The organism is Ensifer sp. PDNC004, from assembly GCF_016919405.1.
Lineage (GTDB): Bacteria > Pseudomonadota > Alphaproteobacteria > Rhizobiales > Rhizobiaceae > Ensifer.
The window spans coordinates 1,173,315-1,196,364 of record NZ_CP070353.1; the positions used below are offsets into that span (position 1 = coordinate 1,173,315).

Annotated in this window: 18 protein-coding genes, 5 tRNA genes and 1 pseudogene; 14 read left to right on the forward strand and 10 right to left on the reverse strand. The window is 61.4% G+C overall.

Annotated features, from left to right (window positions below; genetic code table 11):
- The first annotated feature begins 219 nt into the window (after positions 1-219).
- The 6 genes and pseudogenes from JVX98_RS13925 to JVX98_RS13950 form a co-directional block, all read left to right on the forward strand.
- Complete coding sequence (locus tag JVX98_RS13925) at positions 220-1,563, forward strand: YcbK family protein (RefSeq protein ID WP_246765023.1); 1,344 nt, start codon at positions 220-222, stop codon at positions 1,561-1,563.
- 136 nt (positions 1,564-1,699) lie between these two features.
- A tRNA-Glu gene (locus JVX98_RS13930) sits at positions 1,700-1,774 on the forward strand.
- 198 nt (positions 1,775-1,972) lie between these two features.
- A tRNA-Glu gene (locus JVX98_RS13935) sits at positions 1,973-2,047 on the forward strand.
- Between the two features lie 200 nt (positions 2,048-2,247).
- Positions 2,248-2,322 (forward strand) — tRNA-Glu (locus tag JVX98_RS13940).
- A 125-nt stretch (positions 2,323-2,447) separates the two neighbouring features.
- Positions 2,448-2,522, forward strand: a tRNA-Glu gene (locus JVX98_RS13945).
- Positions 2,523-2,779: 257 nt separating this feature from the next.
- Positions 2,780-3,109 (forward strand): annotated as a pseudogene (locus tag JVX98_RS13950) (GNAT family N-acetyltransferase); the annotation flags it as partial.
- Between the two features lie 47 nt (positions 3,110-3,156).
- On the opposite strand, the gene recJ reads toward JVX98_RS13950, so the two are convergent.
- The 4 genes from recJ to JVX98_RS13970 form a co-directional block, all read right to left on the reverse strand.
- Positions 3,157-4,959, reverse strand: a complete 1,803-nt coding sequence (gene recJ / locus JVX98_RS13955; RefSeq protein WP_205238992.1) for a single-stranded-DNA-specific exonuclease RecJ — start codon at positions 4,957-4,959, stop codon at positions 3,157-3,159.
- Positions 4,960-5,196: 237 nt separating this feature from the next.
- Positions 5,197-6,519, reverse strand: a complete 1,323-nt coding sequence (locus JVX98_RS13960) for a homoserine dehydrogenase (protein WP_043611645.1) — start codon at positions 6,517-6,519, stop codon at positions 5,197-5,199.
- A gap of 88 nt (positions 6,520-6,607) precedes the next feature.
- Entirely contained in the window at positions 6,608-7,825 is a 1,218-nt protein-coding gene (locus JVX98_RS13965) for an LL-diaminopimelate aminotransferase (protein ID WP_034796568.1), read from the reverse strand.
- A gap of 126 nt (positions 7,826-7,951) precedes the next feature.
- Positions 7,952-8,260, reverse strand: a complete 309-nt coding sequence (locus JVX98_RS13970; RefSeq protein ID WP_043611643.1) for a hypothetical protein — start codon at positions 8,258-8,260, stop codon at positions 7,952-7,954.
- A 109-nt stretch (positions 8,261-8,369) separates the two neighbouring features.
- On the opposite strand from JVX98_RS13970, the gene phaC reads away from it, so the two are divergent.
- The 4 genes from phaC to radC are packed head-to-tail and all read left to right on the forward strand — an operon-like array spanning position 8,370 to position 12,604.
- Entirely contained in the window at positions 8,370-10,208 is a 1,839-nt protein-coding gene (phaC, locus tag JVX98_RS13975; RefSeq protein WP_205238993.1) for a poly(3-hydroxyalkanoate) polymerase subunit PhaC, read from the forward strand.
- A 21-nt stretch (positions 10,209-10,229) separates the two neighbouring features.
- Positions 10,230-10,949: a DNA/RNA nuclease SfsA gene (gene sfsA / locus JVX98_RS13980; protein WP_205238994.1), complete on the forward strand. Its 720-nt coding sequence runs from the start codon at positions 10,230-10,232 to the stop codon at positions 10,947-10,949.
- Positions 10,950-10,979: 30 nt separating this feature from the next.
- Positions 10,980-11,819: a type I methionyl aminopeptidase gene (gene map, locus JVX98_RS13985; RefSeq protein ID WP_192446079.1), complete on the forward strand. Its 840-nt coding sequence runs from the start codon at positions 10,980-10,982 to the stop codon at positions 11,817-11,819.
- Positions 11,816-12,604: a DNA repair protein RadC gene (gene radC, locus JVX98_RS13990; protein ID WP_205238995.1), complete on the forward strand. Its 789-nt coding sequence runs from the start codon at positions 11,816-11,818 to the stop codon at positions 12,602-12,604. The genes map and radC overlap by 4 nt, the downstream gene beginning before the upstream one ends.
- An 84-nt stretch (positions 12,605-12,688) precedes the next feature.
- Here radC and JVX98_RS13995 read toward each other — a convergent pair whose 3' ends face one another.
- Positions 12,689-13,867, reverse strand: coding sequence for a putative zinc-binding metallopeptidase (locus tag JVX98_RS13995; RefSeq protein WP_205238996.1), 1,179 nt, complete (start codon positions 13,865-13,867; stop codon positions 12,689-12,691).
- Positions 13,868-13,918: 51 nt separating this feature from the next.
- Positions 13,919-14,908: a magnesium and cobalt transport protein CorA gene (locus JVX98_RS14000; RefSeq protein ID WP_246765024.1), complete on the reverse strand. Its 990-nt coding sequence runs from the start codon at positions 14,906-14,908 to the stop codon at positions 13,919-13,921.
- Positions 14,909-15,165: 257 nt separating this feature from the next.
- Between JVX98_RS14000 and sthA the strand changes: the two genes are divergently transcribed.
- Both sthA and JVX98_RS14010 read left to right on the forward strand, forming a co-directional pair.
- Positions 15,166-16,581, forward strand: coding sequence for a Si-specific NAD(P)(+) transhydrogenase (gene sthA, locus JVX98_RS14005; RefSeq protein WP_205238998.1), 1,416 nt, complete (start codon positions 15,166-15,168; stop codon positions 16,579-16,581).
- Between the two features lie 186 nt (positions 16,582-16,767).
- Positions 16,768-17,571: an endonuclease/exonuclease/phosphatase family protein gene (locus JVX98_RS14010; RefSeq protein ID WP_205238999.1), complete on the forward strand. Its 804-nt coding sequence runs from the start codon at positions 16,768-16,770 to the stop codon at positions 17,569-17,571.
- A gap of 133 nt (positions 17,572-17,704) precedes the next feature.
- On the opposite strand, the gene tig is transcribed toward JVX98_RS14010, so the two are convergent.
- From tig to JVX98_RS14030, 4 genes are all read right to left on the reverse strand, one after another.
- Complete coding sequence (gene tig, locus JVX98_RS14015) at positions 17,705-19,183, reverse strand: trigger factor (RefSeq protein ID WP_205239000.1); 1,479 nt, start codon at positions 19,181-19,183, stop codon at positions 17,705-17,707.
- Between the two features lie 179 nt (positions 19,184-19,362).
- Positions 19,363-19,447: transfer RNA gene (locus JVX98_RS14020), tRNA-Leu, on the reverse strand.
- 185 nt (positions 19,448-19,632) lie between these two features.
- A complete protein-coding gene (locus tag JVX98_RS14025; protein ID WP_205239001.1) occupies positions 19,633-20,214 on the reverse strand; it encodes a GDYXXLXY domain-containing protein in 582 nt (193 codons plus the stop codon).
- On the reverse strand, positions 20,211-21,320 hold the full coding sequence (locus JVX98_RS14030) for a DUF2157 domain-containing protein (protein ID WP_205239002.1): 1,110 nt from the start codon (positions 21,318-21,320) through the stop codon (positions 20,211-20,213). Before JVX98_RS14030 ends, JVX98_RS14025 begins: the two co-directional genes overlap by 4 nt.
- Positions 21,321-22,254: 934 nt before the next feature.
- Between JVX98_RS14030 and JVX98_RS14035 the strand changes: the two genes are divergently transcribed.
- On the forward strand, positions 22,255-22,398 hold the full coding sequence (locus tag JVX98_RS14035) for a DUF1127 domain-containing protein (protein ID WP_065376908.1): 144 nt from the start codon (positions 22,255-22,257) through the stop codon (positions 22,396-22,398).
- A 430-nt stretch (positions 22,399-22,828) separates the two neighbouring features.
- The gene (locus JVX98_RS14040) at positions 22,829-22,972 is read left to right on the forward strand and encodes a DUF1127 domain-containing protein (protein ID WP_064816989.1); all 144 of its coding nucleotides are present in this window, start codon (positions 22,829-22,831) and stop codon (positions 22,970-22,972) included.
- Positions 22,973-23,050 lie beyond the last annotated feature (78 nt).

Here is a 23,050-nt window from a genome sequence, read left to right on the forward strand (position 1 = left end):
TGAGTACTTTTTCGCGCGAAACGTTGATGCCGGGTCCTATCCGCGATGTCTCGTGGCGGCGACCCCCTTTGTACTTGGCCTGATCTTTTCCCGTGGCGCTCATTCCGGTCGCCGCGAGAAGCATGAGTTTGTTTGTTCTGAGCGATGTTTCGGAGCTGAGACTTAATGCATGACAAGGCGAGGCTTCGCCCGTCATGCACGGAGAGCGGGGATAGGACGTTGCAACATCCGGAAACGAAGAGCGCGGTGCTCGTCACCATTGCGCGGGCTGCAGCTTTATCCGTTTCGCTGCTGGCCTTGAGCGGCTGCATGTCGGCGGTCGGGGAAAACGATGCCGCGACCGCGCTGAAAGCAGAGGGGCAGGCAGCCCCGGCGCAAGCCGCAGAATCGGAGGCCACGGTCCAGGACGGACAGGTGGTCGCGCTCGGCAGCGATGCGCAGGCGCAACAGGCAGCGGGCAATGCCATGGTTCCCCAGGATGCCGGACAGCCGCAATCGCTGACGATGCAGGGAACCGGCCTGCGCGCCGCCTCGTCGAGCATCTATGGTCAGGCGCCTGCCGCGCAGGCAGCGACGACCGGCCAGGCGCAGGCGACGGGAACTGTTCCGCTCCCCGCCGGGCAGCCCGGCATGAACGCAACCAACAACAGTCTTTTCAGCGGCACCCAGCGACAGCCGCTACCAGTTATCGCGCCGCAACAGGGGGCCGCCAACATGGCCACCGACGTCGTGACGGACACCGCCGTCGCAGCCTATGCTCCGTCCGCGGCGCAGGACGCCACCCTCCCCGTTGCCGTTCCGGTGCCGCTGAGCGCCGAGGCTGCCGCCGGCGGCCAGACCTCTTCGACGCCGCAGGCGGTTGCCAATGCCGAAGCCGCGCCGGTAGCGACCGAGGTCGCAGCCGTGCAGCAGGCGGCAGCCGAAGCAACACCAGCGGACGATAACAAGGACACGTCGAAAACATGGACGCTCGCGGCCCTTTTTGCCGGCAAGCGTAAGGAGAAGCCGCAGCAGGTGGCACTTCGCTCGGCTCCGCCGGCGGAAAAGAAGACGATTACCACCAGCAATGCGAGCCAGCCGAAAACGGCCTCCCTCGCCTACACGCTTCCGGGCGTCAAACTAAACTCGCTCTACAACTACGAGCACGAAGAGCATCTCGGCGATGACGACGACGGTGCGCCGGTTCAGGTCGCTTCGCTCTCGGGCCTCGCCCGACTGGCGCCGAGCGGGTTGATTCTGCAAACCGAAAAGGTCGATGCCGGCTGCTTCAAGCCAGAGCTCATGCAGATGCTGAAGAAGGTGGAAACGCATTACGGCAAGCAGGTCATGGTGACCTCGGGCTTGAGGCCGATCAAGGTCAACCGCGCCAAGCAGTCGCTGCACACCCGTTGCGAGGCGGCTGACATTCAGGTGCAGGGCGTCAGCAAGTGGGATCTCGCCGAATTCCTGCGCAGCGTTCCCGGCCGCGGCGGCGTCGGCACCTATTGCCACACGGAGTCGGTCCATATCGATATCGGTGCACAGCGGGATTGGAACTGGCGCTGCCGACGCGCCAAGGGCTAAAGGCAACCATTTGTTTCCATGGAGGATTCGACGAGAAGCCTCCAATCTTTCAGGCCTGTGGAATTTTTACAGAAATATGAAAATTGCCGCTTGCGGTTCTGAAATCCTCTGGCTATAAGGCGCCCACACAGCGAGTGCGCCCTTCGTCTATCGGTTAGGACACCAGATTTTCATTCTGGGAAGAGGGGTTCGACTCCCCTAGGGCGTGCCACTGTGTTGAACTCCTCCCTCCAAAAAATCAACGATCTCAGCAATTGATCAGCCGTTCGCTGCGTCGAACGCATCTCCGATTCCGGCCGTTCAGTCGCCGAATTTTTCTCGGCGATTTTAACAGGAAAAGCACAAAAATCGTGCGATTGGCGCTTGCGGTATCCAGAGTCGCTGGCTATAAGGCGCCCACACAGCGAGTGCGCCCTTCGTCTATCGGTTAGGACACCAGATTTTCATTCTGGGAAGAGGGGTTCGACTCCCCTAGGGCGTGCCACTGTGTTGAACTCCTCCCCCAATTCGAAATCGATTTTCTGTCGTTGAAACAGCTATTTAACGCGCGTTTCGACACCCGCCTTTCCGCCTTGTGCCGGCGTGAATCTTTCCTGGTATTTTGAACAGGAAAATCACAAGAATCCTGAGATTAGCGCTTGCGGCATCCAGAGTCGCTGGTTATAAGGCGCCCACACAGCGAGTGCGCCCTTCGTCTATCGGTTAGGACACCAGATTTTCATTCTGGGAAGAGGGGTTCGACTCCCCTAGGGCGTGCCACTGTGTTGAATTTCTCCCGCACATTCCTAATATTAAGCAATGCTCTCCGCAGGGCTGCAGCTCATCTTCCTGTCGTGATTTGCGCTGAACGAGCGTAATATCTGGCAGCGAACTGCAACGCATGTGCGCCCATCGTCTAGCGGTCAGGACGCCGCCCTCTCACGGCGGTAACACGGGTTCGATTCCCGTTGGGCGTGCCAAGCTCCGACAACCCAACACACACCGGCGACAATCCAAACGTGTACTTTCACACGATTGCACCGCTATGCGGTTCCGCTACCATCCATCGCATCGCTGCACTGCGGCTCGGAGTTTTGATGATCCAAATTTCCAAAACGAGAACCTGCCCGCGCTGGGCAGATACGATTGCTGATCGGGCCTGGAATGCCTGGTGGACTGATACAGACGTGTCCCTGGCGGCCTATCGCGCACATCTCGATCCGATGATCGACGGACGTGGCATCCCGTTTGCCTTGGTGGCACACCGGCGGGGGCATACCTCGGATCGGTCTTCATCATCGAGAACGACCTTGATGAACGCCCACACTATGCCCCGTGGGTTGCGGCTCTTTGGGTCGAACCTGAAGCCCGCCGGCACGGAATTGCCGCCAAGCTGATGGCAGCCGCCCTCAAGCAGGCTTCATCTCTGGGGCGCGAGACCTGCTTTCTGTGCGCGAGCCCTGAAAACTCGCCCTATTATCTTGCCCGTGGCTTCAAGAAAATCGAGAGCGACGTATCCGGCCTGAACGTCTTTTCGATCAGTTCGGCGGACGCGATCATCACTTGATCAGTCCCGTTACGGATTCCGCGGGTTACAACGTCGAAACCAGCCGATCAAAACGCCTTGGCGGCATCCGTTACGCGAAGCTGCACGCGACGCTGGCCTTGCCAGAGATCCGCCGAAACGGAGCCTGCGACGTGAATGGACGTGCCCCGGCTCGACAGCAAGAAGTCGCCGAGCGGCGTCTCGGTCGCCCGGAAGGCTATCCCGTCGAGACGGCTGCCGTCCTGGCCCTCCAGCGTCACCTTGACGTGGTTGGCGCCGACCTGGCGGCTGTCGCGCAGGCGATGCTGCGGGAAGGCAAAGACGGGCTGCGGGTGGGCTGAGCCATAGGGGCCTGCCTGCTCCAGGAGGTCGATGAGTTCCAGCGTGGCACCGGATGCTGCAAGCGCGCCATCGACCTTCAGCGTCTGGATGGCGACAAGCTCACGCACGGCGGCTTCGGCACGTTCCTCGAAGAATTGCCGGAGCTTTCCGAGTTTCGCGCGCTCGACGGTGAGGCCGGCAGCCATGGCATGGCCACCGCCCTTTACCAGCAGACCACCGTCGACGGCAGCGCGGACCATCTTGCCCATGTCGAAGCCGTTGATCGAGCGACCCGAGCCGGTTCCTCTGCCATTGGGATCGAAGGCGATGGCAAAGGTCGGCCGGCGGAATTTTTCCTTGATGCGGGCTGCGAGCAGCCCGACGATGCCCGGGTGCCAGTTTTCGCGCGCGGTGACGATCACCGAAGCGCCCTCGCCCGTGCCGTATTCGGCCAGAACCTCAGCCTCCGCCTCGGCCAGCATGACGGCTTCCATCGCCTGCCGCTCGCGGTTGAGTTCATCGAGCTGGGCTGCGATCTTCTCCGCCTCGGCGGCGTCTTCCATCGCCAGCAGCCGGCTGCCGAGTGCCGCATCGCCAATGCGTCCGCCGGCATTGATTCTCGGGCCGACGAGAAAGCCCAGGTGATAGGGCGTGACCGGGCCACCGATCGCAGCCTTCCTTAGCAAGGCCGAAAGCCCGACATTGCCCATATGGCGCGCTGCGATCAGTCCCTTGACGACGTAGGCGCGGTTCAGCCCCTTGAGCGGCACGACGTCACAGATGGTCGCGAGCGCCACGAGATCGAGCTGGGCCAGCAGGTCGAACGAAGCGACGCGGCTGTCGCCGGCGTTGCGCAACACACGCAAGGTATTGACGAGAACCAGATAGACGACGCCGGCGGCACAAAGGTGCCCCTGCCCCGAGAGATCGTCCTCACGGTTGGGATTGACGAGCGCATGGCAGGGCGGCAGCGACGCGCCGACCTGATGGTGGTCGATGACCACGACATCGACGCCGCGTTTCTCGGCAACGGCAAGCGACTCATGGCTGGTCGAGCCACAGTCAACGGTGACGATGAGATCGGCGCCGTTGTCGATCAATTGCTCGATCGCCGTCGGGTTCGGGCCATAGCCCTCAAAAATCCGGTCAGGAATGTAGATTTCCGCATCGATGCCGAAATGGCGCAGGAAACGCGCCATCAACGCCGAAGACGCAGCACCGTCGACATCATAATCACCGAAGACCACCGTCTTTTCCCGGCGCTTGATGGCCGTTGCCAGACGCTCTGCAGCCTTGCGGCAATCTGTCAGTTTGTCCGGGTCCGGCATCAGCGAGCGAAGCGTCGGATCAAGAAAACTTGCGGCATCGTCGAGGACGACGCCACGGCCGGCAAGCACGCGCCCAAGCAGGTCGGAGTAGCCGTGGACCTGGCTGATGGCGAGCGCCCGGTTCTGACCCGCCTGGTCGAGGCGCGACACCCATCGCTGGCCGCTGACCGACCGCTCGACGTTCAGAAAGGCCCGCTGTACCGGATCCACCAATTCTTCCATGCTCGTCCACCCGCTTGGCGCTTGATTCCTCTTAGCGCATAACCCTGGAAATCGTGACCGTTTTCAGAACGGCATACACAGAGATCCACGTTTCGCGGGGATCTGCGCTGCTATCGGCGCCCAAGGCATAAAGAAAGAAGCCTCGCCGGCTTGCTTGCACGGCGAGGCTTCCAATCTATCGGCGGCAAGCAGCGCTGGGCACTGCCATGCCGAACGGCTTGAAGGCACCTGTCGCCCTCAGTTTGCCTTCGGACGTTCGATGCGGATGACCTGCGGTTCGCCGACGAGGTAGCCCTCGCCCTTGATCGCCTTGATCGCATCGCGAACGGAGTGCTCCGATGTCGCATGCGTGACCAGGATGATCGTCTGCGGCTCGCCCGTGTCCATCAGCTGCTTGGAATGCTGCATGATCGATTCCAGCGAGATGCCGTTGTCGGCCATGCGGGTCGCAATGCTGGCGAAGACGCCGGTGCGGTCGACGACCTTCAGGCGGATGAAATAGCCGCCCTCGTGGCTCTGGATCTGCGCACGCTTGTAGGGAAGCAGCGCATTGGTCGGACGGCCGAAGGCCGGAACGTGCTGGGCGCCCGGGCGGCTCTTGGCGATGTCGGCGATATCGCCGAGCACGGCCGAAGCCGTCGCGTTGCCGCCGGCACCGGGGCCAACCATCAGGAGTTCGCCGAGAATATCGGATTCAATCGCAACCGCATTGGTCACGCCATCGACCTGAGCGATGACGGAATCATAAGGCACCATCGTCGGATGGACGCGCTGCTCGATGCCGCTTTCAGTGCGCTGGGCGACGCCGAGAAGCTTGATGCGGTAGCCGAGATCGGCGGCCGCATGGATATCGTCGATCGAGATGTTGGTGATGCCTTCGAGGTAGATATCGTCGGCCGCGATCGCCGTTCCGAAGGCAAGGCTCGTCAGGATCGACAGCTTGTGCGCCGTGTCATTGCCCTCGATGTCGAAGGCCGGGTCGGCTTCGGCGTAACCGAGTCGCTGGGCTTCCTTGAGGCAGGCTTCGAAGGACAGCTGTTCCTTCTCCATCTTCGTCAGGATGTAATTGCAGGTGCCGTTCATGATCCCGTAGACGCGCGAGATCGTGTTGCCGGTCATGGATTCGCGCAACGCCTTGATGACGGGGATGCCGCCGGCAACAGCCGCTTCGTAGTTGAGCAGCGCGCCTTTCTCTTCGGCGATCTTGGCAAGTTCGATGCCATGGGCAGCCAGCAGCGCCTTGTTGGCGGTGACCACGTGAATGCCGCGCTGCAGCGCCGCCTTGACGGCCGAATAGGCCGGATCGCCGGAGCCGCCCATCAGCTCGACGAAAACGTCGATATCGGCGTCACGCGCAAGCGAGATGGCGTCGTCGAACCAGGCGGTCTTCGAAAGATCAACGCCGCGATCCCTGTTGCGGTCGCGCGCCGTTACGGCCGTGGTCTCGATTGCCCGTCCGCACGTTGTCGCAAGCATCTCGTGACGATCCTGGAGGATTCGCACGAGCGAGGCACCGACGGTACCCAAGCCCGCAATGCCGATTTTGAGGGCATCTGCCATAGCCATTTCCTAACATGTAGAGGGCGCACCGCGAGAACAGCGGGGCCAGTGTGGAAGGAGGCGCGCGTCAAACACGCCTCCCGACTTCTTACCTATGAGCGTTCAGCGAGATGACGTTGTGCATCGTCTCGTCGGCGGTCGACAGGAACTTCTTGATGTTGCGCGCCGCCTGACGGATGCGGTGCTCGTTTTCGACGAGAGCGAGACGAACGTAGTCGTCGCCCTGCTCGCCGAAGCCGATACCGGGAGCGACCGCGACATCAGCCTTCTCGACGAGGAGTTTTGAGAATTCGAGCGAACCGAGATGACGGAACTTCTCCGGGATCTTCGCCCAGGCGAACATCGTCGCTGCCGGCGGCGGCACTTCGAAGCCGGCCTTACCGAAGCTGTCGACCATCACGTCGCGGCGGCGCTTGTAGATGTTGCGCACTTCGGCGATGTCGCTGCCGTCGCCGTTCAGCGCCTGGGTGGCGGCCACCTGGATCGGCGTGAATGCGCCGTAGTCGAGGTAGGATTTCACGCGCGTCAGTGCCGCGATCAGCCGCTCGTTGCCGACGGCAAAGCCCATGCGCCAGCCCGGCATTGAGAATGTCTTCGACATCGAGGTGAACTCGACCGTGCAGTCGATCGCGCCCGGAACTTCCAGCACCGACGGCGGCGGCGCGTCGTTGAAGTAGATTTCCGAGTAGGCGAGATCGGACAGCACGATGATGTCGTGCTTCTTCGCAAAGGCGATCACGTCCTTGTAGAAGTCCAACGTCGCTACCTGCGCCGTCGGGTTCGACGGATAGTTGAGGATCAGCGCCAGTGGCTTCGGGATCGAATGGCGAACGGCGCGTTCCAGCGGCCCGAAGAAGGTTTCGTCCGGCTCGACCGAGATCGAGCGGATGACGCCGCCTGCCATCAGGAAGCCGAAGGCGTGGATCGGATAGGTGGGGTTCGGGCACAGGATGACGTCGCCAGGTGCGGTGATCGCCTGCGCCATGTTGGCGAAGCCTTCCTTCGAGCCAAGGGTAGCGACGACCTGGGTATCCGGGTTGAGCTTGACGCCGAAGCGGCGGGCGTAATAGGCGGCCTGGGCACGACGCAGCCCGGGAATGCCCTTCGACGACGAATAACGATGCGTGCGCGGGTCCTGAACGGCCTCGCAGAGCTTGTCGACAATCGACTGTGGTGTGGGTAGATCCGGATTGCCCATGCCGAGGTCGATGATGTCAGCACCGGCCGCTCGCGCGCTTGCTTTCAAACGGTTGACCTGTTCGAAAACATAGGGCGGCAAACGCCGGACTTTGTGAAACTCTTCCATCTCCAAACCTCGTTTGGCGCACGCTCCCGCCAGCGGCTCAAGCCTTTGCGAAACCGTGCGCTGTGGTGAACGGCCGTCCATGCGGCCATTGAACGCTTTGCGTCCAAATCACCGGAAAGGCAAGCGCTAATTCTGGATCTCTTTCAGCGTGTCCGTGCCGTGCTGTTCGGCGAGCGCGCGCATCTCCTTCAGGCGCCGCTGGTACTCCGCTTCGGAGATCGCGCCGGACTTGCGCGCAGCGCCGAGCGAGCTCAGGCGCGCCTGCATATTGGTCGCTTCTTCGTTGGTCATCTGCGCCGTTGCGGCCGGCTTCTGGCCATAGACCGACGGATAATTCTCGAAGTTTGTCCCCTGGCTGTTGCAGCCAGCAAGCGTGCCTAGCAGAACGATCCCGGCAACCCAGGTGATGGAACGCTGTTTTCCGACGGCAAGCATACTGGAGACGACCTCTATTTTGATGGCGCGACGATGCGCTAGCCCTTGTAATCATTTTCGGGCAGAATGTAAAAATACAAAACAAACAAGATGCTGTGGAGGACGCCGGGTGACAGCAGAGAGGAATGCGGAAGGCAAGGACGGCTACGCAGGCTTCGATCCCAAATCCGTCGAACCTTATATCGTCAAGGATCCGGAAAGCCTCGCCGTCAACCTCGCCCGCGCCATGGAACAGCTTGGCAAGGCGGCCTCCGCCTGGCTGGCGCCGCGGGAATCGGGCCAGAAGTCCGATACCTTCGCCGAGCCCGTCACCGACATGGTCAAGACGCTGTCCAAGGTCTCGGAGTACTGGCTTTCCGACCCTCGCCGCACGCTCGAAGCGCAGACTCACCTGATGGGCAGCTTCTTCGAGATCTGGTCGCGCACGCTGCACCGTATGTCCGGCGAAGAGACGTCCGCGCCTGCCGCCCTCGAGCGCAACGACAAGAGATTTGCCGACGAGGACTGGGTGAAGAACCCGTTCTTCGACTTCATTCGCCAGGCCTATTTCGTAACGTCGGACTGGGCCGAACGCATGGTCGAGGACGCCGAGGGGCTCGACGACCACACGAAACACAAGGCTGCCTTCTACGTAAGGCAGGTTTCGAGCGCGTTGTCTCCGACGAACTTCGTCACCACCAACCCGCAGCTCTACCGTGAGACCGTTGCCTCGAGCGGCGCCAACCTGGTCAAGGGCATGCAGATGTTTGCCGAGGACATCGCCGCCGGCCGTGGCGACCTCAAGCTCCGGCAGACGGACACCAGCAAGTTTGCGATCGGCGAGAATATCGCGATGACACCGGGCAAAGTCATTGCCCAGAGCGACGTTTGCCAGGTGCTGCAATACGAGGCGACGACGGAGACCGTACTGAAGCGGCCGCTGCTGATCTGCCCGCCCTGGATCAACAAGTTCTACGTGCTCGATCTCAACCCGCAGAAATCCTTCATCAAATGGGCGGTCGACCAGGGGCACACGGTCTTCGTCATCTCCTGGGTGAACCCGGACGAGCGGCACGCGACCAAGGATTGGGAAGCCTACGCCCGCGAAGGCATCGGCTTTGCGCTCGATATCGTCGAGCAGGCGACCGGCGAGCGCGAAGTCAACGCCATCGGTTATTGCGTCGGCGGCACCCTGCTTGCCGCAACGCTGGCATTGCACGCTGCCGAGGGCGACGACCGCATCCGCTCGGCGACACTGTTCACGACGCAGGTCGATTTCACCCATGCCGGAGACCTCAAGGTCTTCGTCGACGAGGACCAGATCAGCCAGATCGAACAGAACATGAGCGTGACCGGCTATCTCGACGGCTCGAAGATGGCGACCGCCTTCAACATGCTGCGCGCTTCGGAGCTGATCTGGCCCTACTTCGTCAACAACTACCTGAAGGGCCAGGAGCCCCTGCCCTTCGACCTGCTTTACTGGAACTCCGATTCGACGCGGATGCCGGCGGCCAATCATTCCTTCTACCTGCGCAACTGCTACCTCGATAACAAGCTTTCGAAGGGCGAGATGGTGCTTGCCGGAAAGCAGGTGTCGCTCGGCGACGTGAAGATCCCGATCTACAATCTCGCGACCAAGGAAGATCACATCGCGCCGCCACGCTCTGTGTTTCTCGGCAGCGCTTCGTTCGGCGGCAAGGTCACCTATGTTCTCTCGGGCTCGGGCCACATAGCCGGCGTCGTCAACCCGCCGGACAAGGGCAAGTATCAGTTCTGGACCGGCGGCGCGCCCAAGGGTGACTTCGACGATTGGTTAAAGGCGGCCAAGGAAACACCGGGATCCTGGTGGCCGCACTGGCACCAATGGATCGAGAAACTCGACAAGCGACGCGTTGCGCCCCGCAAGCCGGGCGGTCCGCTGAACTCGCTTGAGGAAGCGCCGGGCTCCTACGTGCGCGCCCGCGCCTGAACCATTTTTGCAGGACCTGCCTTGATCTTCGATCCCCCGCTGACGACCGCGATCCTCGTGCAGCGCTACAAGCGCTTTCTCTTCGACGCCCTGTTGCCCGATGGCACAGCCATGACCGGATCCTGCCCCAATACCGGTTCGATGCGCGGGCTGACGACGCCCGGTTCGCGCATCTGGATGTCGGAACACGACAGCCCGACGCGGAAATACCGCCATATGCTGGAAATCGTCGAAGCCGACGGAACTATGGTCGGCATAAACACCGGCCTACCCAACCGGCTTGCGGAAGAAGCCATCAGGCTGGGGCTCGTTTCCGACCTGCATACCTATGAGCACAGCGCGCGCGAGCAGAAATACGGGCGCAACTCGCGCATCGACATTCTCCTCAGCGATCCCGAGCGCGGCCGTGCCTATGTCGAAGTCAAGAACGTGCATTTCAGCCGCACGCCCGGTCTTTCCGAATTTCCTGACAGTCCGACAACGCGCGGTGCGAAACATCTCGACGAGCTCGGTGATATGGTCGAGGCTGGTCACCGTGCGGTGATGATCTATCTCGTGCAGCGTGATGACTGTGACCGGTTGAGGATCTGCCGCGAGTTCGATCCCGCCTATGCACACGCGTTCGACCGCGCGATGTCACGTGGTATCGAGGCCTACGCGGTCAAATGTCAGGTTTCGCCAACGCAAATCCGCCCGACCGGATTGATGGCAGTGGACGAAGCGGCCCTCGCTGCTCTATGAAATCCGACTGGAACAACTGAAAGCTTTGGAATGGTGACTTACATCGAGGCAGGGTCTGCGCCCTACAAGAATACCGGCGTTATCCGGCTCTACGGACCGGAAGGTTTCGAGGGCATGCGAAAAGCCTGCCAGGTGACCGCGCGTTGTCTGGACGAGCTCGTCTCGCGGGTGCAGCCGGGCGTCACCACCGACGAGATCGACCGGTTCGTCTTCGAGTTCGGCATGGACAATGGCGCGCTACCGGCGACGCTCAACTATCGCGGCTACACGAAATCGTCGTGTACCTCGATCAATCACGTCGTCTGCCACGGCATACCGAACGACAAGCCGCTGCGCGAAGGCGATATCGTCAACATCGACGTCACCTATGTCGTCGATGGCTGGCACGGCGATTCGAGCCGGATGTATCCGGTCGGCGAGATCAAGCGTGCCGCCGAGCGACTGCTCGACGTCACCCATGAAAGCCTGATGCGCGGCATTGCCGCCGTGCGCCCCGGCGCCCGCACTGGCGCCATCGGCGAAGCGATCCAGGTCTATGCCGAAGCGGAGCGCTGCTCCGTGGTGCGCGATTTCTGCGGCCACGGCGTCGGCAAGCTTTTCCACGATGCGCCGAACATCCTCCACTATGGCCGCGCCAATGAAGGCCCGGAGCTGCGCGAGGGCATGATCTTCACCATCGAGCCGATGATCAATCTCGGCCGCCCGCATGTGAAGGTGCTCTCGGACGGCTGGACCGCGGTCACCCGTGACCGGTCGCTGTCGGCGCAATACGAGCACACGGTCGGCGTCACCGCCGACGGCTGCGAGATCTTCACGCTTTCGCCGGCGGGCCTGTTCAAGCCCGGCGTCAGCACGATCGGCGCCGCATGACGAAACGTCCGATCTCCCCTGACGGCGACTTGGCGCCATCGGCGGACGAGAGGACGTTTTTTCCGCAATTGCAGCTGGACGGGAAACCGGCGACGAAGAAGGCGCCGGAACCCGAGGCCCATTACCACGGTCATCGCAACCGGTTGCGGACGCGCTACCGGGAACAGGGCGACTCGGCGCTTGCAGATTACGAAATCCTGGAATTGCTGCTCTTTCGGCTGATCCCGCGCAAGGATACCAAGCCGATCGCCAAGGCCCTGCTCGCCCGCTTCGGCACGCTCGCCGGTGTCTTCGGCGCCCCGATCGCGCTGTTGCAGGAAGTGAGCGGTATCGGCGAAGCGGTTGCCCTCGACCTCAAGCTGATCTCCACGATCGGTCACCGAACACTCAAGAGCGAACTTCGCCAGAAGCAGCTTCTCTCGTCCTGGAGCGCCGTCATCGACTATTGCCACGCGGCGATGGCCTACGAGACGAAGGAACAGTTCCGCATCCTGTTCCTCGACAAACGCAACACACTGATTGCCGACGAAGTGCAGCAGAAAGGCACGATCGACCACACACCGGTCTACCCGCGTGAAGTCGTCAAACGAGCACTCGAACTCTCGGCAACGGCGATCATCCTCGTCCACAACCATCCATCCGGCGACCCGACCCCGTCGCGCGCCGATATCGACATGACCAAGCTGATCGTCGAGACGGCCAAACCGCTCGGCATCGCCGTGCACGATCACATCATCATCGGAAAAGACGGACACGTTAGCCTGAAGGGCCTGCGACTGTTCTGATCACGCCGGCACCCAGCCGTTTCGCACGGCGGAGGCACCAGCCCGGTAGTGGCGCCACTCTGCCGCAAACAGTGGCGAAGGCGGTCACCCCGAAAGGCCGGATTCGACAGACTCCGTCCCCGCCGAGCGAGAAGCCTCGACGACCATATGCACGAACTGCAGTTTCGCCACTGACGGCTTCGACATCACGAAGGGGTAGAAGTCCGGCTGGCCCATGCTGCGCGCCAGTTCGTTGAGCACCATCGTCATTTCAATCCAGGAGTTCAATAGCGACAGAAACCCGTCGGCGCCGGTGTCTTCGGGCGCATACAAGGCGTCGTGCTCAAACGGCTCGATAATCGCTTCAAGATCTTCTGCATCGAGCCCAAACCCGAGCGCTGTGCCAAGGCTATCGATCATATGCAGATAGTGTGCCCAGGTTTCCGCCCAGTCTTCCCAGGGATGTGTGGAAGCATAGGCGCTGATGTATCGGTCGGCCCAGTCTACGGGAGGGCCATTCTCATAGTTCGCCTTCAATGCCGCCGCATAGTCGGCGCGCTCATCTCCGAAAAGCGAACGAAAGGGCTCCAGCCAAGGGCCGTTGAGAATAAGCCTATTCCAATAGTAGTGACCGACCTCGTGTCGCAAGTGACCGAGCAGCGTGCGATAGGGTTCATGCAGTTCGAGCCGCATCTTCTCTCGCTGAACAGAATCCGCTTCCTCGATGTTGACCGTAATCAAACCGTCAACGTGCCCGGTCAGCACGCGCGGCCCGCTCTCCGGCGAACGCAGGAAATCGAACATCAGACCGTGCTTCTCGTCCTCGTCGACCTTTGACTTCACCGGCAATCCGAGCGACAGCAGCTGCGAAACGAGTCGTCGCTTCGCAGCCTCGATCAGCCCCCAGTGACGGGCATTGTCCTCACAATCGAGATTCGGAATGGTCCTGTTCAGACGGCAGGCGATGCAAAGGGACCTCGGCTCGCTCGCCGTCAGCATCCAGTTGCACAACGCGGCAGTGTCACGATTGCTGCAATACTTCAGCAACGGCCGCCCGCCACCCGCGTCCCACGTGTCCGGCTGCGGACCCGGCTCAAGCAGTATCAGGACGCCTTCACCCGGCAGATATCCGAGCGGCGCCTGGCAGCTGTTGCAAAGGGTATTGCCGAAGAAGATGTGACTGCCACAGCGGCAGACATAGGTGCGCGAATACCGCTTGGCCACGTCGCGGCGCTTCCAGTTCGTACCGATCAGGTCCCCAAGCGTTTCCAGAAGGCTTGCCACGACGTCCTCCAAGTTCGAAACTGGCAAAGTCGGCCTGATTGGCGCTCGGGCCTAAAGCCATTTCGCGCGGCGGAAGAAGCGGTAGAGCGTGCCGCACAGTCCGATGATGACAGCCAGCACGACGAAGTAGCCATAGCGGAACTTGAGCTCCGGCATGTCGTCGAAGTTCATTCCGTAAATGCCGGCAATCGCCGTCGGCACCGCGAGGATCGCCGCCCAGGACGCGAGCTTGCGCGAAATCTCCGTCTGCTCGGATTGCCCGACCATCAGGCTCGCCTCGAAGGTGAAGGCGAGCACTTCACGCAAAGCGTCGATATCCTCCTGAACGCGCCGCACGTGGTCGGTCACGTCACGGAAGAGCGGCTGCAGTGCTGCATCCATGCCCGGCAGATCGATGTGCTCATGCCGTCGGCAGACGTCGACCAGCGGCACGACCGCGTTTCGCAGGCGCAAGAGATTGCGCCGCAGCAGATACAGGCGTTCGATGTCGCCCTTGACCAGCCGCTCGCGCAGCAGCCGGTCCTCCAGTTCCTCGACTTCCTCGTGGATCGCCTCGATCACCGGCATGTAGTTGTCGACGATGAAATCGAGGATCGAATAGAGGATGTAGTTCTCGCCATGGGCAAGGGCTGCCGGCGAGGCTTCGCAGCGCTGACGCACGGCCATGTAAGAGGTCGACGCGCCGTGCCGGACCGAGATGACATAACCGCGCCCCACGAACAGATGCGTCTCGCCGAAGGCGATCTCGTCGCCGACCATGTGCGCGGTGCGGGCGACAACAAAGATCGAATCGCCATAGATCTCCAGTTTCGGCCGTTGGTGCGCCTTGCAGGCGTCCTCGATCGCCAGGTCATGCAGATCGAATTCCTGCTGGATCTGCCGCAACAGTTCGGCATCGGGCTCATGCAGGCCAATCCAGACCACCGCACCTGGACGATCGCGCCACTTGCCTGCGTCTTCGATGCGGATATCGCGGACGCGCACGCCGTTCTCGTAGACCGCGGCCGCAACGACGCCGGCGCGCGGCTGTGAATTCGGCATGACGGCTTCACCGTCAGACTGTGGCAAAACCCTGTTCGTCAGCTCCAATCCCATCGTCAGCCTCCCAGGCAAATACGACACCGACGGGCTCCGGATGTCTTAACGGAACCAAGCATACGCGCACTCCCTTATATATTCTCATCCGGCTGTTTCGGCTATGAAAACCACTTCATCAAACCGTGCCATTGACGGTATAGAGGCTTGCGAGCGAGAGTTTTCGCAACGCACAACGATTCCACCTTCTAACGGACACGCCTATGAACCAGTTCGATCTCATCGTTGTCGGAAGCGGACCTGCCGGCCGCCGCGGCGCCATCCAGGCAGCCAAGCTCGGCAAGAAGGTCCTCGTCATCGAACAGGGAAAACGCGTCGGCGGCGTTTCGGTTCATACCGGCACGATTCCCTCCAAGACGCTGCGCGAAACGGCGCTCAATCTTTCGGGCTGGCGCGAGCGCGGTTTTTACGGACGGTCCTATCGCGTCAAGCAGGAGATCAGCGCCGATGACCTCCGGCAGCGCCTGATCATCACCCTCAATCATGAGGTCGAGGTTCTCGAACACCAGTTTGCGCGCAACCGCGTGCAGCAGATGCGCGGCAAGGCGAGCTTCGTCAATCAGACCACGCTGGAGGTCGTCAAGGACGACGGCGAGACCATGCTCGTGTCCGGCACCAGCATCATGCTTGCCGTCGGCACCAAGCCCTTCCGCCCGGATTACATGCCGTTCGACGGCAAGACCGTGCTCGACAGCGACGAACTGCTCGATATCGAGACCCTGCCGCGCTCGCTGGTGGTGATCGGCGCCGGCGTCGTCGGCATCGAATACGCCACGATCTTCAGCGCGCTCGACACCCAGGTAACGGTGATCGACCCGAAGACAACGATGCTCGATTTCATCGACAAGGAAATCGTCGAAGACTTCATCTACCAGCTGCGCGACCGCAACATGAAACTGCATCTCGGGCAGAAGGCCGAAACGGTCGAAAGACTCGAAGATGGTAAGGTGCTGCTGACGCTCGACAACGGCCGCAAGATCACGACCGACATGGTGCTCTTTGCCGCGGGCCGCATGGGCGCGACCGATACGCTCAACCTTCCGTCCGCCGGGCTTGAAGCCGACAGCCGCGGGCGCCTCAAGGTCAATCCCGAGACCTTCCAGACCTCCGTGCCCAACATCTATGCCGCCGGCGACGTCGTCGGCTTCCCGAGCCTCGCCTCGACTTCGATGGAACAGGGCCGCATCGCTGCCCGCGTCGCCATCGGCGCGATCGCGATGGAGCCGCAAAAGTACTTCCCCTACGGTATCTATGCCGTGCCTGAGATCTCCACCTGCGGTCTCTCGGAAGAAGAGGTCAAGGAACGCGGCATACCCTACGAATGCGGCATCGCCCGCTTCCGCGAGACCTCGCGCGGCCACATCATGGGGCTCGATTCCGGCCTGTTGAAAATGATCTTCTCGCTGAAGACCCGCCGCCTGCTCGGCGTGCATATCATCGGCGAAGGCGCGACGGAGCTGGTGCATATCGGCCAGGCGGTGCTGAATCTCAAGGGCACGGTCGAGTACTTCGTCGAAAACACCTTCAACTACCCGACGCTGGCCGAAGCCTACAAGATTGCTGGCCTCGACGCCTGGAACCGCATGGGCGAGATCAAGCAGGAAGCACCGAAAGCGTAAGCTTCCAGCGACAGAGCCGACCGCCGTCAACGATGACGGCGGCGGCCAAACGCCCGAAGGGCACCGATGGTGGCTCCGCGCTACGGCCGCCCTCTCCCGCCCGTCCCTCAAAACCGGCATCTGAAATGCGCGGGACGCTGGCGAATCGGCTAGCTTCACCTCTGCCGATCAAGAGAGCCGAACACCATGCGCATCCTTTCGCTCAATGCCTGGGGCGGCAAGCTCCATTCGCCTTTGATGAAGTATCTCGTCGATGTCGACGCCGACGTCCTGTGCCTGCAGGAGATCGCGCGATCACCGACGACAGAGGCCGAATGGCTGAGCTATCGCGATGCGGACGTAGAACTGCCGCAACGCGCCAACCTCTTCGACGAGATCGCCGCCGTGCTTCCAGGACATGACGGATTCTTCTGCCCGACGGCGCGTGGGATTCTCTTTGCCGGTGACGCGCCCGTGGCATCGGAATTCGGCCTGGCGACCTTCGTTCGGCGGGGCTATTCCGTCATTGGCCAGGCACTCGGCTTCGTGCATGGCGGCTTTTCGCCCGACGGTTGGGGGCCGCATCCGCGTGCGCGCAACGCCCATTGCATCCGACTGTTCGATCACGACGCTGGCACTCCCATCACTATCGCGCAGATGCACGGGCTACGGGAGGTTCGAGGCAAGAACGACAGTCCGGAACGCCGCGCGCAGGCCGACGCGCTGGTGGGTCTCATCCACCAGGTCTGGCCCGGCGACGAGCGGCTGGTCGTCTGCGGTGACTTCAACGTGCTCCCGGACAGCCAAACGTTTCAGACGCTCGGGCAACTGGGCCTCGTCGACCTCGTCGTTTCCCGCGGCCACACGGACACGCGCACCTCGCACTATCGAAAGAGCGGCCGCTTTGCCGACTACATGCTGGCGAATGGCGCAGTCACCGTCGCTCGCTTCGATGTCGTCGCAGCGCCCGAAGTCTCCGACCACCGCGCCCTCCTCCTCGACATCGCTTAGTCCGTCGCGCGTTCGGCCGGGCCAAAAATCGGCTCCCGGTGAGCGCTTCCACAGGACGAAGAGCTCGCCTCCCGCAACGAAAAAGGCCCTGCCGCAAGCGGCAGGGCCTTTCGATTCCTAAGCTTCGATCCGATTACTCGGCGCTGTCGTCAGCGGCCTTCTTCTTGGCCGGAGCCTTCTTCTTCGGAGCGGCAGCTTCTTCGCCTTCGGCGGCTTCAGCCTTGGCGGCGGCCTTCTTCTTGGCCGGAGCCTTCTTGGCAGCCTTGCCTTCGGTCTCTTCGTCGTCAGCCGTCAGCTCTTCCTTGGAAACCGTCTTGTCGGTTACCGAGATTTCGCCGAGCAGGTGGTCGACGACCTTTTCTTCGAACAGCGGAGCGCGCAGCGAAGCAGCGGCGCCCGGGGTGTTCTTGAAGTAGTCGAGGATCTGCTTTTCCTGGCCCGGGAACTGGCGCAGCTGTTCGAACAGCGAACGCTGCAGTTCGTCGTCGCTGACCTGAACGCCGGCCTTTTCGCCGATTTCCGAGAGAACGAGGCCGAGGCGAACACGACGCTCAGCGAGCTTGCGGTATTCAGCGCGGGCTTCTTCTTCGGTGGTTTCTTCGTCAGCGAAGGTCTTGCCGGCCTGCTGGAGGTCGGTGTTGATCTGGCGCCAGATGTTTTCGAATTCGGCTTCGACGAGACGCTGCGGCGTTTCGAACTGGTAGAGTTCGTCGAGCTGGTCGAGGATCTGACGCTTGACCTTCTGACGGGTCAGGTTGCCGTACTGGCTTTCGATCTGGCCGCGGACGATTTCCTTCAGCTTGTCAGCCGATTCGAGGCCGAGCTTGGTGGCCAGTTCGTCGTTGATTTCGATGTCCTGGGCGCCAGCCACGTCCTTGACGGTGATGTCGAAGGTGGCTTCCTTGCCAGCAAGGTTTGCAGCCGGGTATTCAGCCGGGAAAGTCACGGTGATGACCTTCTCGTCGCCAGCCTTCAGGCCAACGAGCTGCTCTTCGAAGCCCGGGATGAAACGGTTGGAACCGAGAACCAGCTCAGCGTCTTCGTCCTTGCCGCCGTCGAAAGCGACGCCGTCGACCTTGCCGAGGTAATCGATGGTGACGCGGTCGCCGTTGGCGGCCTTGCCCTTCTTCGATTCGTAGCTGCGGGCGCTTTCGGCGATCTTGAGGATCTGCTCGTTGACTTCGTCTTCAGCGATCTCGACGACTTCGCGGGTCACCTTGATGCCGCTAACGTCCTTGAGCTCGATCGCCGGGATGATTTCGTAGGCAACAGTGAACTCGAGGTCGGCTTCTGCGTTGAGGATCTTGTCGGCTTCTGCCTCGTCCTCGGTCATCGCGATTTCCGGCTGGGTCGCCGACTTTTCGCCACGGCCCGACAGGATCTCGGTCGGCTTGTCGCGGACGATCTCGTTGACGAGATCAGCCATGATCGACTTGCCGTAGATCTTCTTCAGATGCGCGGCCGGTACCTTGCCCGGACGGAAGCCGTTGATCTTCACACGGTCCTTCACTTCGGCCAGGCGCTCGTTCATACGAGCTTCCATGTCCTTGGCCGGGATAACGACCTTGAGTTCGCGCTTCAGCCCTTCAGCGAGCGTTTCGATAACCTGCATGTTCAAACCTTCATTTCACGTTGACTGTGCTCTTCCCCTTCGAAAGGTCTGGCGAGCACGTGAGCCGATCCATTTGCCGGGAGTGGCTTTACGCAGTTCTGCAACCGTTTTGCAAGCAAAATGGCACTCCAGCCCCCTTCATCCCTGCAGAATCCGGACTTCGGGCGCGATCGCTGTTCTGGTGCGGGTAGAGAGACTTGAACTCCCACGCCTTGCGGCACCAGAACCTAAATCTGGCGTGTCTACCAATTTCACCATACCCGCGTTCAGACAATCGCACCGCCTGTTCGTATTCCCGCAAGTCCAACCAGCGGAATACCGCGGATACAAAGGGCATGCTGAAAAGTTCAGGGCTTTCCCGAGCGCGGCGTCTCTATATCACTCGTTCTCGCGGGATCAAAGGGAAAATGCGGGAATTCCACCACCGATCCGGCAGGGGACGGCGCAGCTCAATAGAGAGGCTCTTCATAGACCGGGCTGCCATTGACTGCGATCTCGCGGATCTGGGCCTTTCCCTTGGCGTCTACGCGGATATTGACGGAGAGCGCCTCGGCGTTGCGCGCCTCCTCCAGCGTCCGCCCCTCGCCTTCCGGCACATAGAAGCGCTCGATCCCGTATTCCACACTGACGGACGAGAGCGCGGACGAAGGATAGTAGATAAAGGGCAGCGAGCGAAGGACGACGCTGTCGCCGGCGAGGCCAAGCGGCTGGAAGGACGCTTCGGTCGCCGCCCAGAAACCGTCGAGTTGCTTTTCCAGCCGAACGTAGATCTGCGCCTCTTCCGACTGCTTCGGCGTATCGCCCTTGAACAGTTCCGGCTGGAGCCTGGAAATGTCGTAGCTCAGGATCACGTAGTCACCCCGAAGCAAATCGCGGGGATCGACGGGCACGGTCTTCAACAGCACGTCACGGCCGCTTCTGAGGATCGATGCCCTGCTCTCGATCATATAGCCAAGGGCCGCCGTCTGTACGCCCGCAACCAGCAGGGCCGCCAGCAATGGGTTCAGCCAACGGGTCTTTGCAGCGGTCATTGTGGCGCCTCCGTCCCGCGCGCATTTGCCAAGTGCCCCTCGATGCGGATGACGAGCCAGGCGATGCCGGCAACCACCAGCCCCGAAATCAGGAAGAAGCCCGAGGTGCCGAGCATCGAGCCAAGGGTCTCGAAGGCGAGGTAGAGAAGCTCGCCGGCAAAGGCGACGTAGCCGAGATAGCGCACGGCGCCGTTCTGCGCCCCGGCAAGCGCGATCCCGAGGAGGGCCACCAGCAGCGTGCCCGCCCCGGTCGCGACCTCCGATGTCACGCCGACGGCTTCAAATTGAAGAGCGGTAAAACCGAGCAAGGCGAGCGCGAAGGAATAGAAGGTGGGTGCCGAACCGGCATCGACCGCAAGCGCGCGAAGCGGCGAGCCGGGCAGCGTCGCCGCGAGAAAGGCCACGAGCCCGCACGCAGCGAGGCCACCGGCAAAGGCGAGCGATGCATTATCGAGATAAAGCCAGGCGAGCCACGACAGGACGAGCAGATAGGCGAGATGACGAACCCTGTCGGCGGCCGTGAAACGCACCAGCAGCACGACGATCACGGCAAGCGTCGGAACGGACCACATGCGCCAGTCCGGCGTCGCACTGAACCCATCGTCTTTCAGCACCGTTGCGAAATAGAACCAGGCGAGCCCGCCGGTAACCGCGGCCATGGCTGCGGAGCGAAATGCCACGGCAGAGAGCACGGCGCCAGCAAACCACAGCAGCGCGGCGTCGGCCGCATCGCCGGACAGATGATACATCTGCCCGATCAGGGCGATGCCACCGCCAAAGGCAGCCGCCCCCAGAACGAGCGCGGCAGCGGCGAGCGTTGGGCGTCCGGTGCGGATCAGCCAGGCGGCGGCAAAGTGAAAGCCCCAGACCAAGGCGACGATGCCGGCCACGCGGGCAAGACGCGGCAGCGCCTCCCAGTTGGCGGCAACAAGCAGCAGGATTGAGGCGGACAACAGGAGTGCGGCGAGAATGAGCAGGACGCGCCCGGCCCGGAACGTCGACTCGCGACCGTCATATTCGGCGAGCATGGCACGCGCCGCATTCTCCTGCAGCAGCCCCTTGTCGACCCAATGCTTGAAGTCTCGTTCGAGACGCGCGCGGTACATCCTGCCCCCAGCCTAGAATCCGATGCTTGAATTGGTTCCGTTCAGTCCCCAACTAACCACGTATCGGCGCGGAAACACAATCGCCCTGCGGCAGTTGCGCACCAAACCGATAGGGACGAATGAACGGCTTGCGCAATGCGCATATCTTCCATGCGGATATTGCACTGCACAAATCGATTGAAAGGTCCTATATTCAAATCATCAAAGGCGAACGAAGGCATGAAGCCAGACGGTCGCCAGCGGAAATGGCCAACCGCCTCAGTTTACTGAGAAAGGCCCGGGTAAAACCGACGGAATTCGGACGAGCGCACTCCTCCTCCCAGCGCTCTTCCGATCAGATTGGCAACACTCCTCCTCCCAGTTGCCAATCACTCCTAATGACGCTCGCTGGACCTCCTCCCCCAGCGGGCGTTATTCTTTTCAGCCCTCCTCTCCACAAAGAAGCCTGCGTCTGCGCAGCTGCACAATATTCGTGCATAATTTCGCTGCGCTCGCCCCACGCCATGCATTGGATGCATAGGTGCCATTCTGGAACAGCGCTACCCTTCCACCCGCCTGCGTACTATCTTCAACTCATCGATCGGGGCGGCGCACTCCTCCTCCCAGCGCCCCTCGATTTGGATCGGCGACACTCCTCCTCCCGGTTGCCGATCAGAACAAAGCGACGCTCGCTGGATCTCCTCCCCCAGCGGGCGTTGTTTGTTTCTGGCCCCTCACATTTCGGGCAGCTTCCAGCCACGACAAGTCGATTGTGCCGCGCGTTTTAGACGCCTGCCGCGAACGCGCCATCGCACAGAGGCTTGCACGGCCTGCATGGGTGCGATGCAGCATTGTCTCTGTAACTTCTGCTCAAAACGATTATATTCCAGAGCATCAGATGACGGCCAGCAAGAGAGATTAAGCGCTGGCACACGACCCTAGAAAGGATAGGATCATGAACCTCGCACGCTCTTTCAACAATTGGCGCAAGTATCGTCAGACCTGCAACGAACTCGGCCGCATGAGCGACCGCGAACTGTCTGACCTCGGCATCGGCCGTGGCGACATCCCGTACGTTGCTCGCCAGGCGATCAAGTAATTCAGGCTGCGCCTTACGCGCAACCGACCTCCAGTAGACGCCCTCCGGTTCATTCCGGGGGGCGTTTTCTTTTGGCGCCGCCAGTACGATCCAGGTGACGCCTTCGCACTTGCGAGAGACACCGGATGCTCCGCCATCTGCCACTGCCCATGCAACGGAACCGGGCTTATGAGAGGTGCTTCGTCGTCTCTCGCCATCAGCTCGTAAATACGTTTGAAAACAGTCTCTTATCGGCGGACAATTAAGACTTTAATCAATCCTTAATCGATGCCGCCTTTTGAAGCGGTGCCCATCTATGCGGCGATGCACTGCACAAATGCATAGCAGCTGCATTTTCTTTGCACTCCACCTTCTAATTAGACAAGCGTATAAGAACCTCAACGACGCAGACAGATGGCTGTCGCGACAACCTGATTTTGAGGAAAAGACCATGAACCCGATTCGTATCGCAAAAAGCTGGATCAACTACCGCCGCACCGTCAGCGAGCTCGGCAACCTGTCGAACCACGCTCTCAATGACATCGGCATCACCCGCTACGACATCCGCAACATTGCGGCCCGCTCCTTCCGTTAATCGGAACGAACGACCAGGACTTCCAAGACGGCGCCTTCAGGGCGCCGTTTTCGTTTATAGGCGTTGGAACGAAAGGCC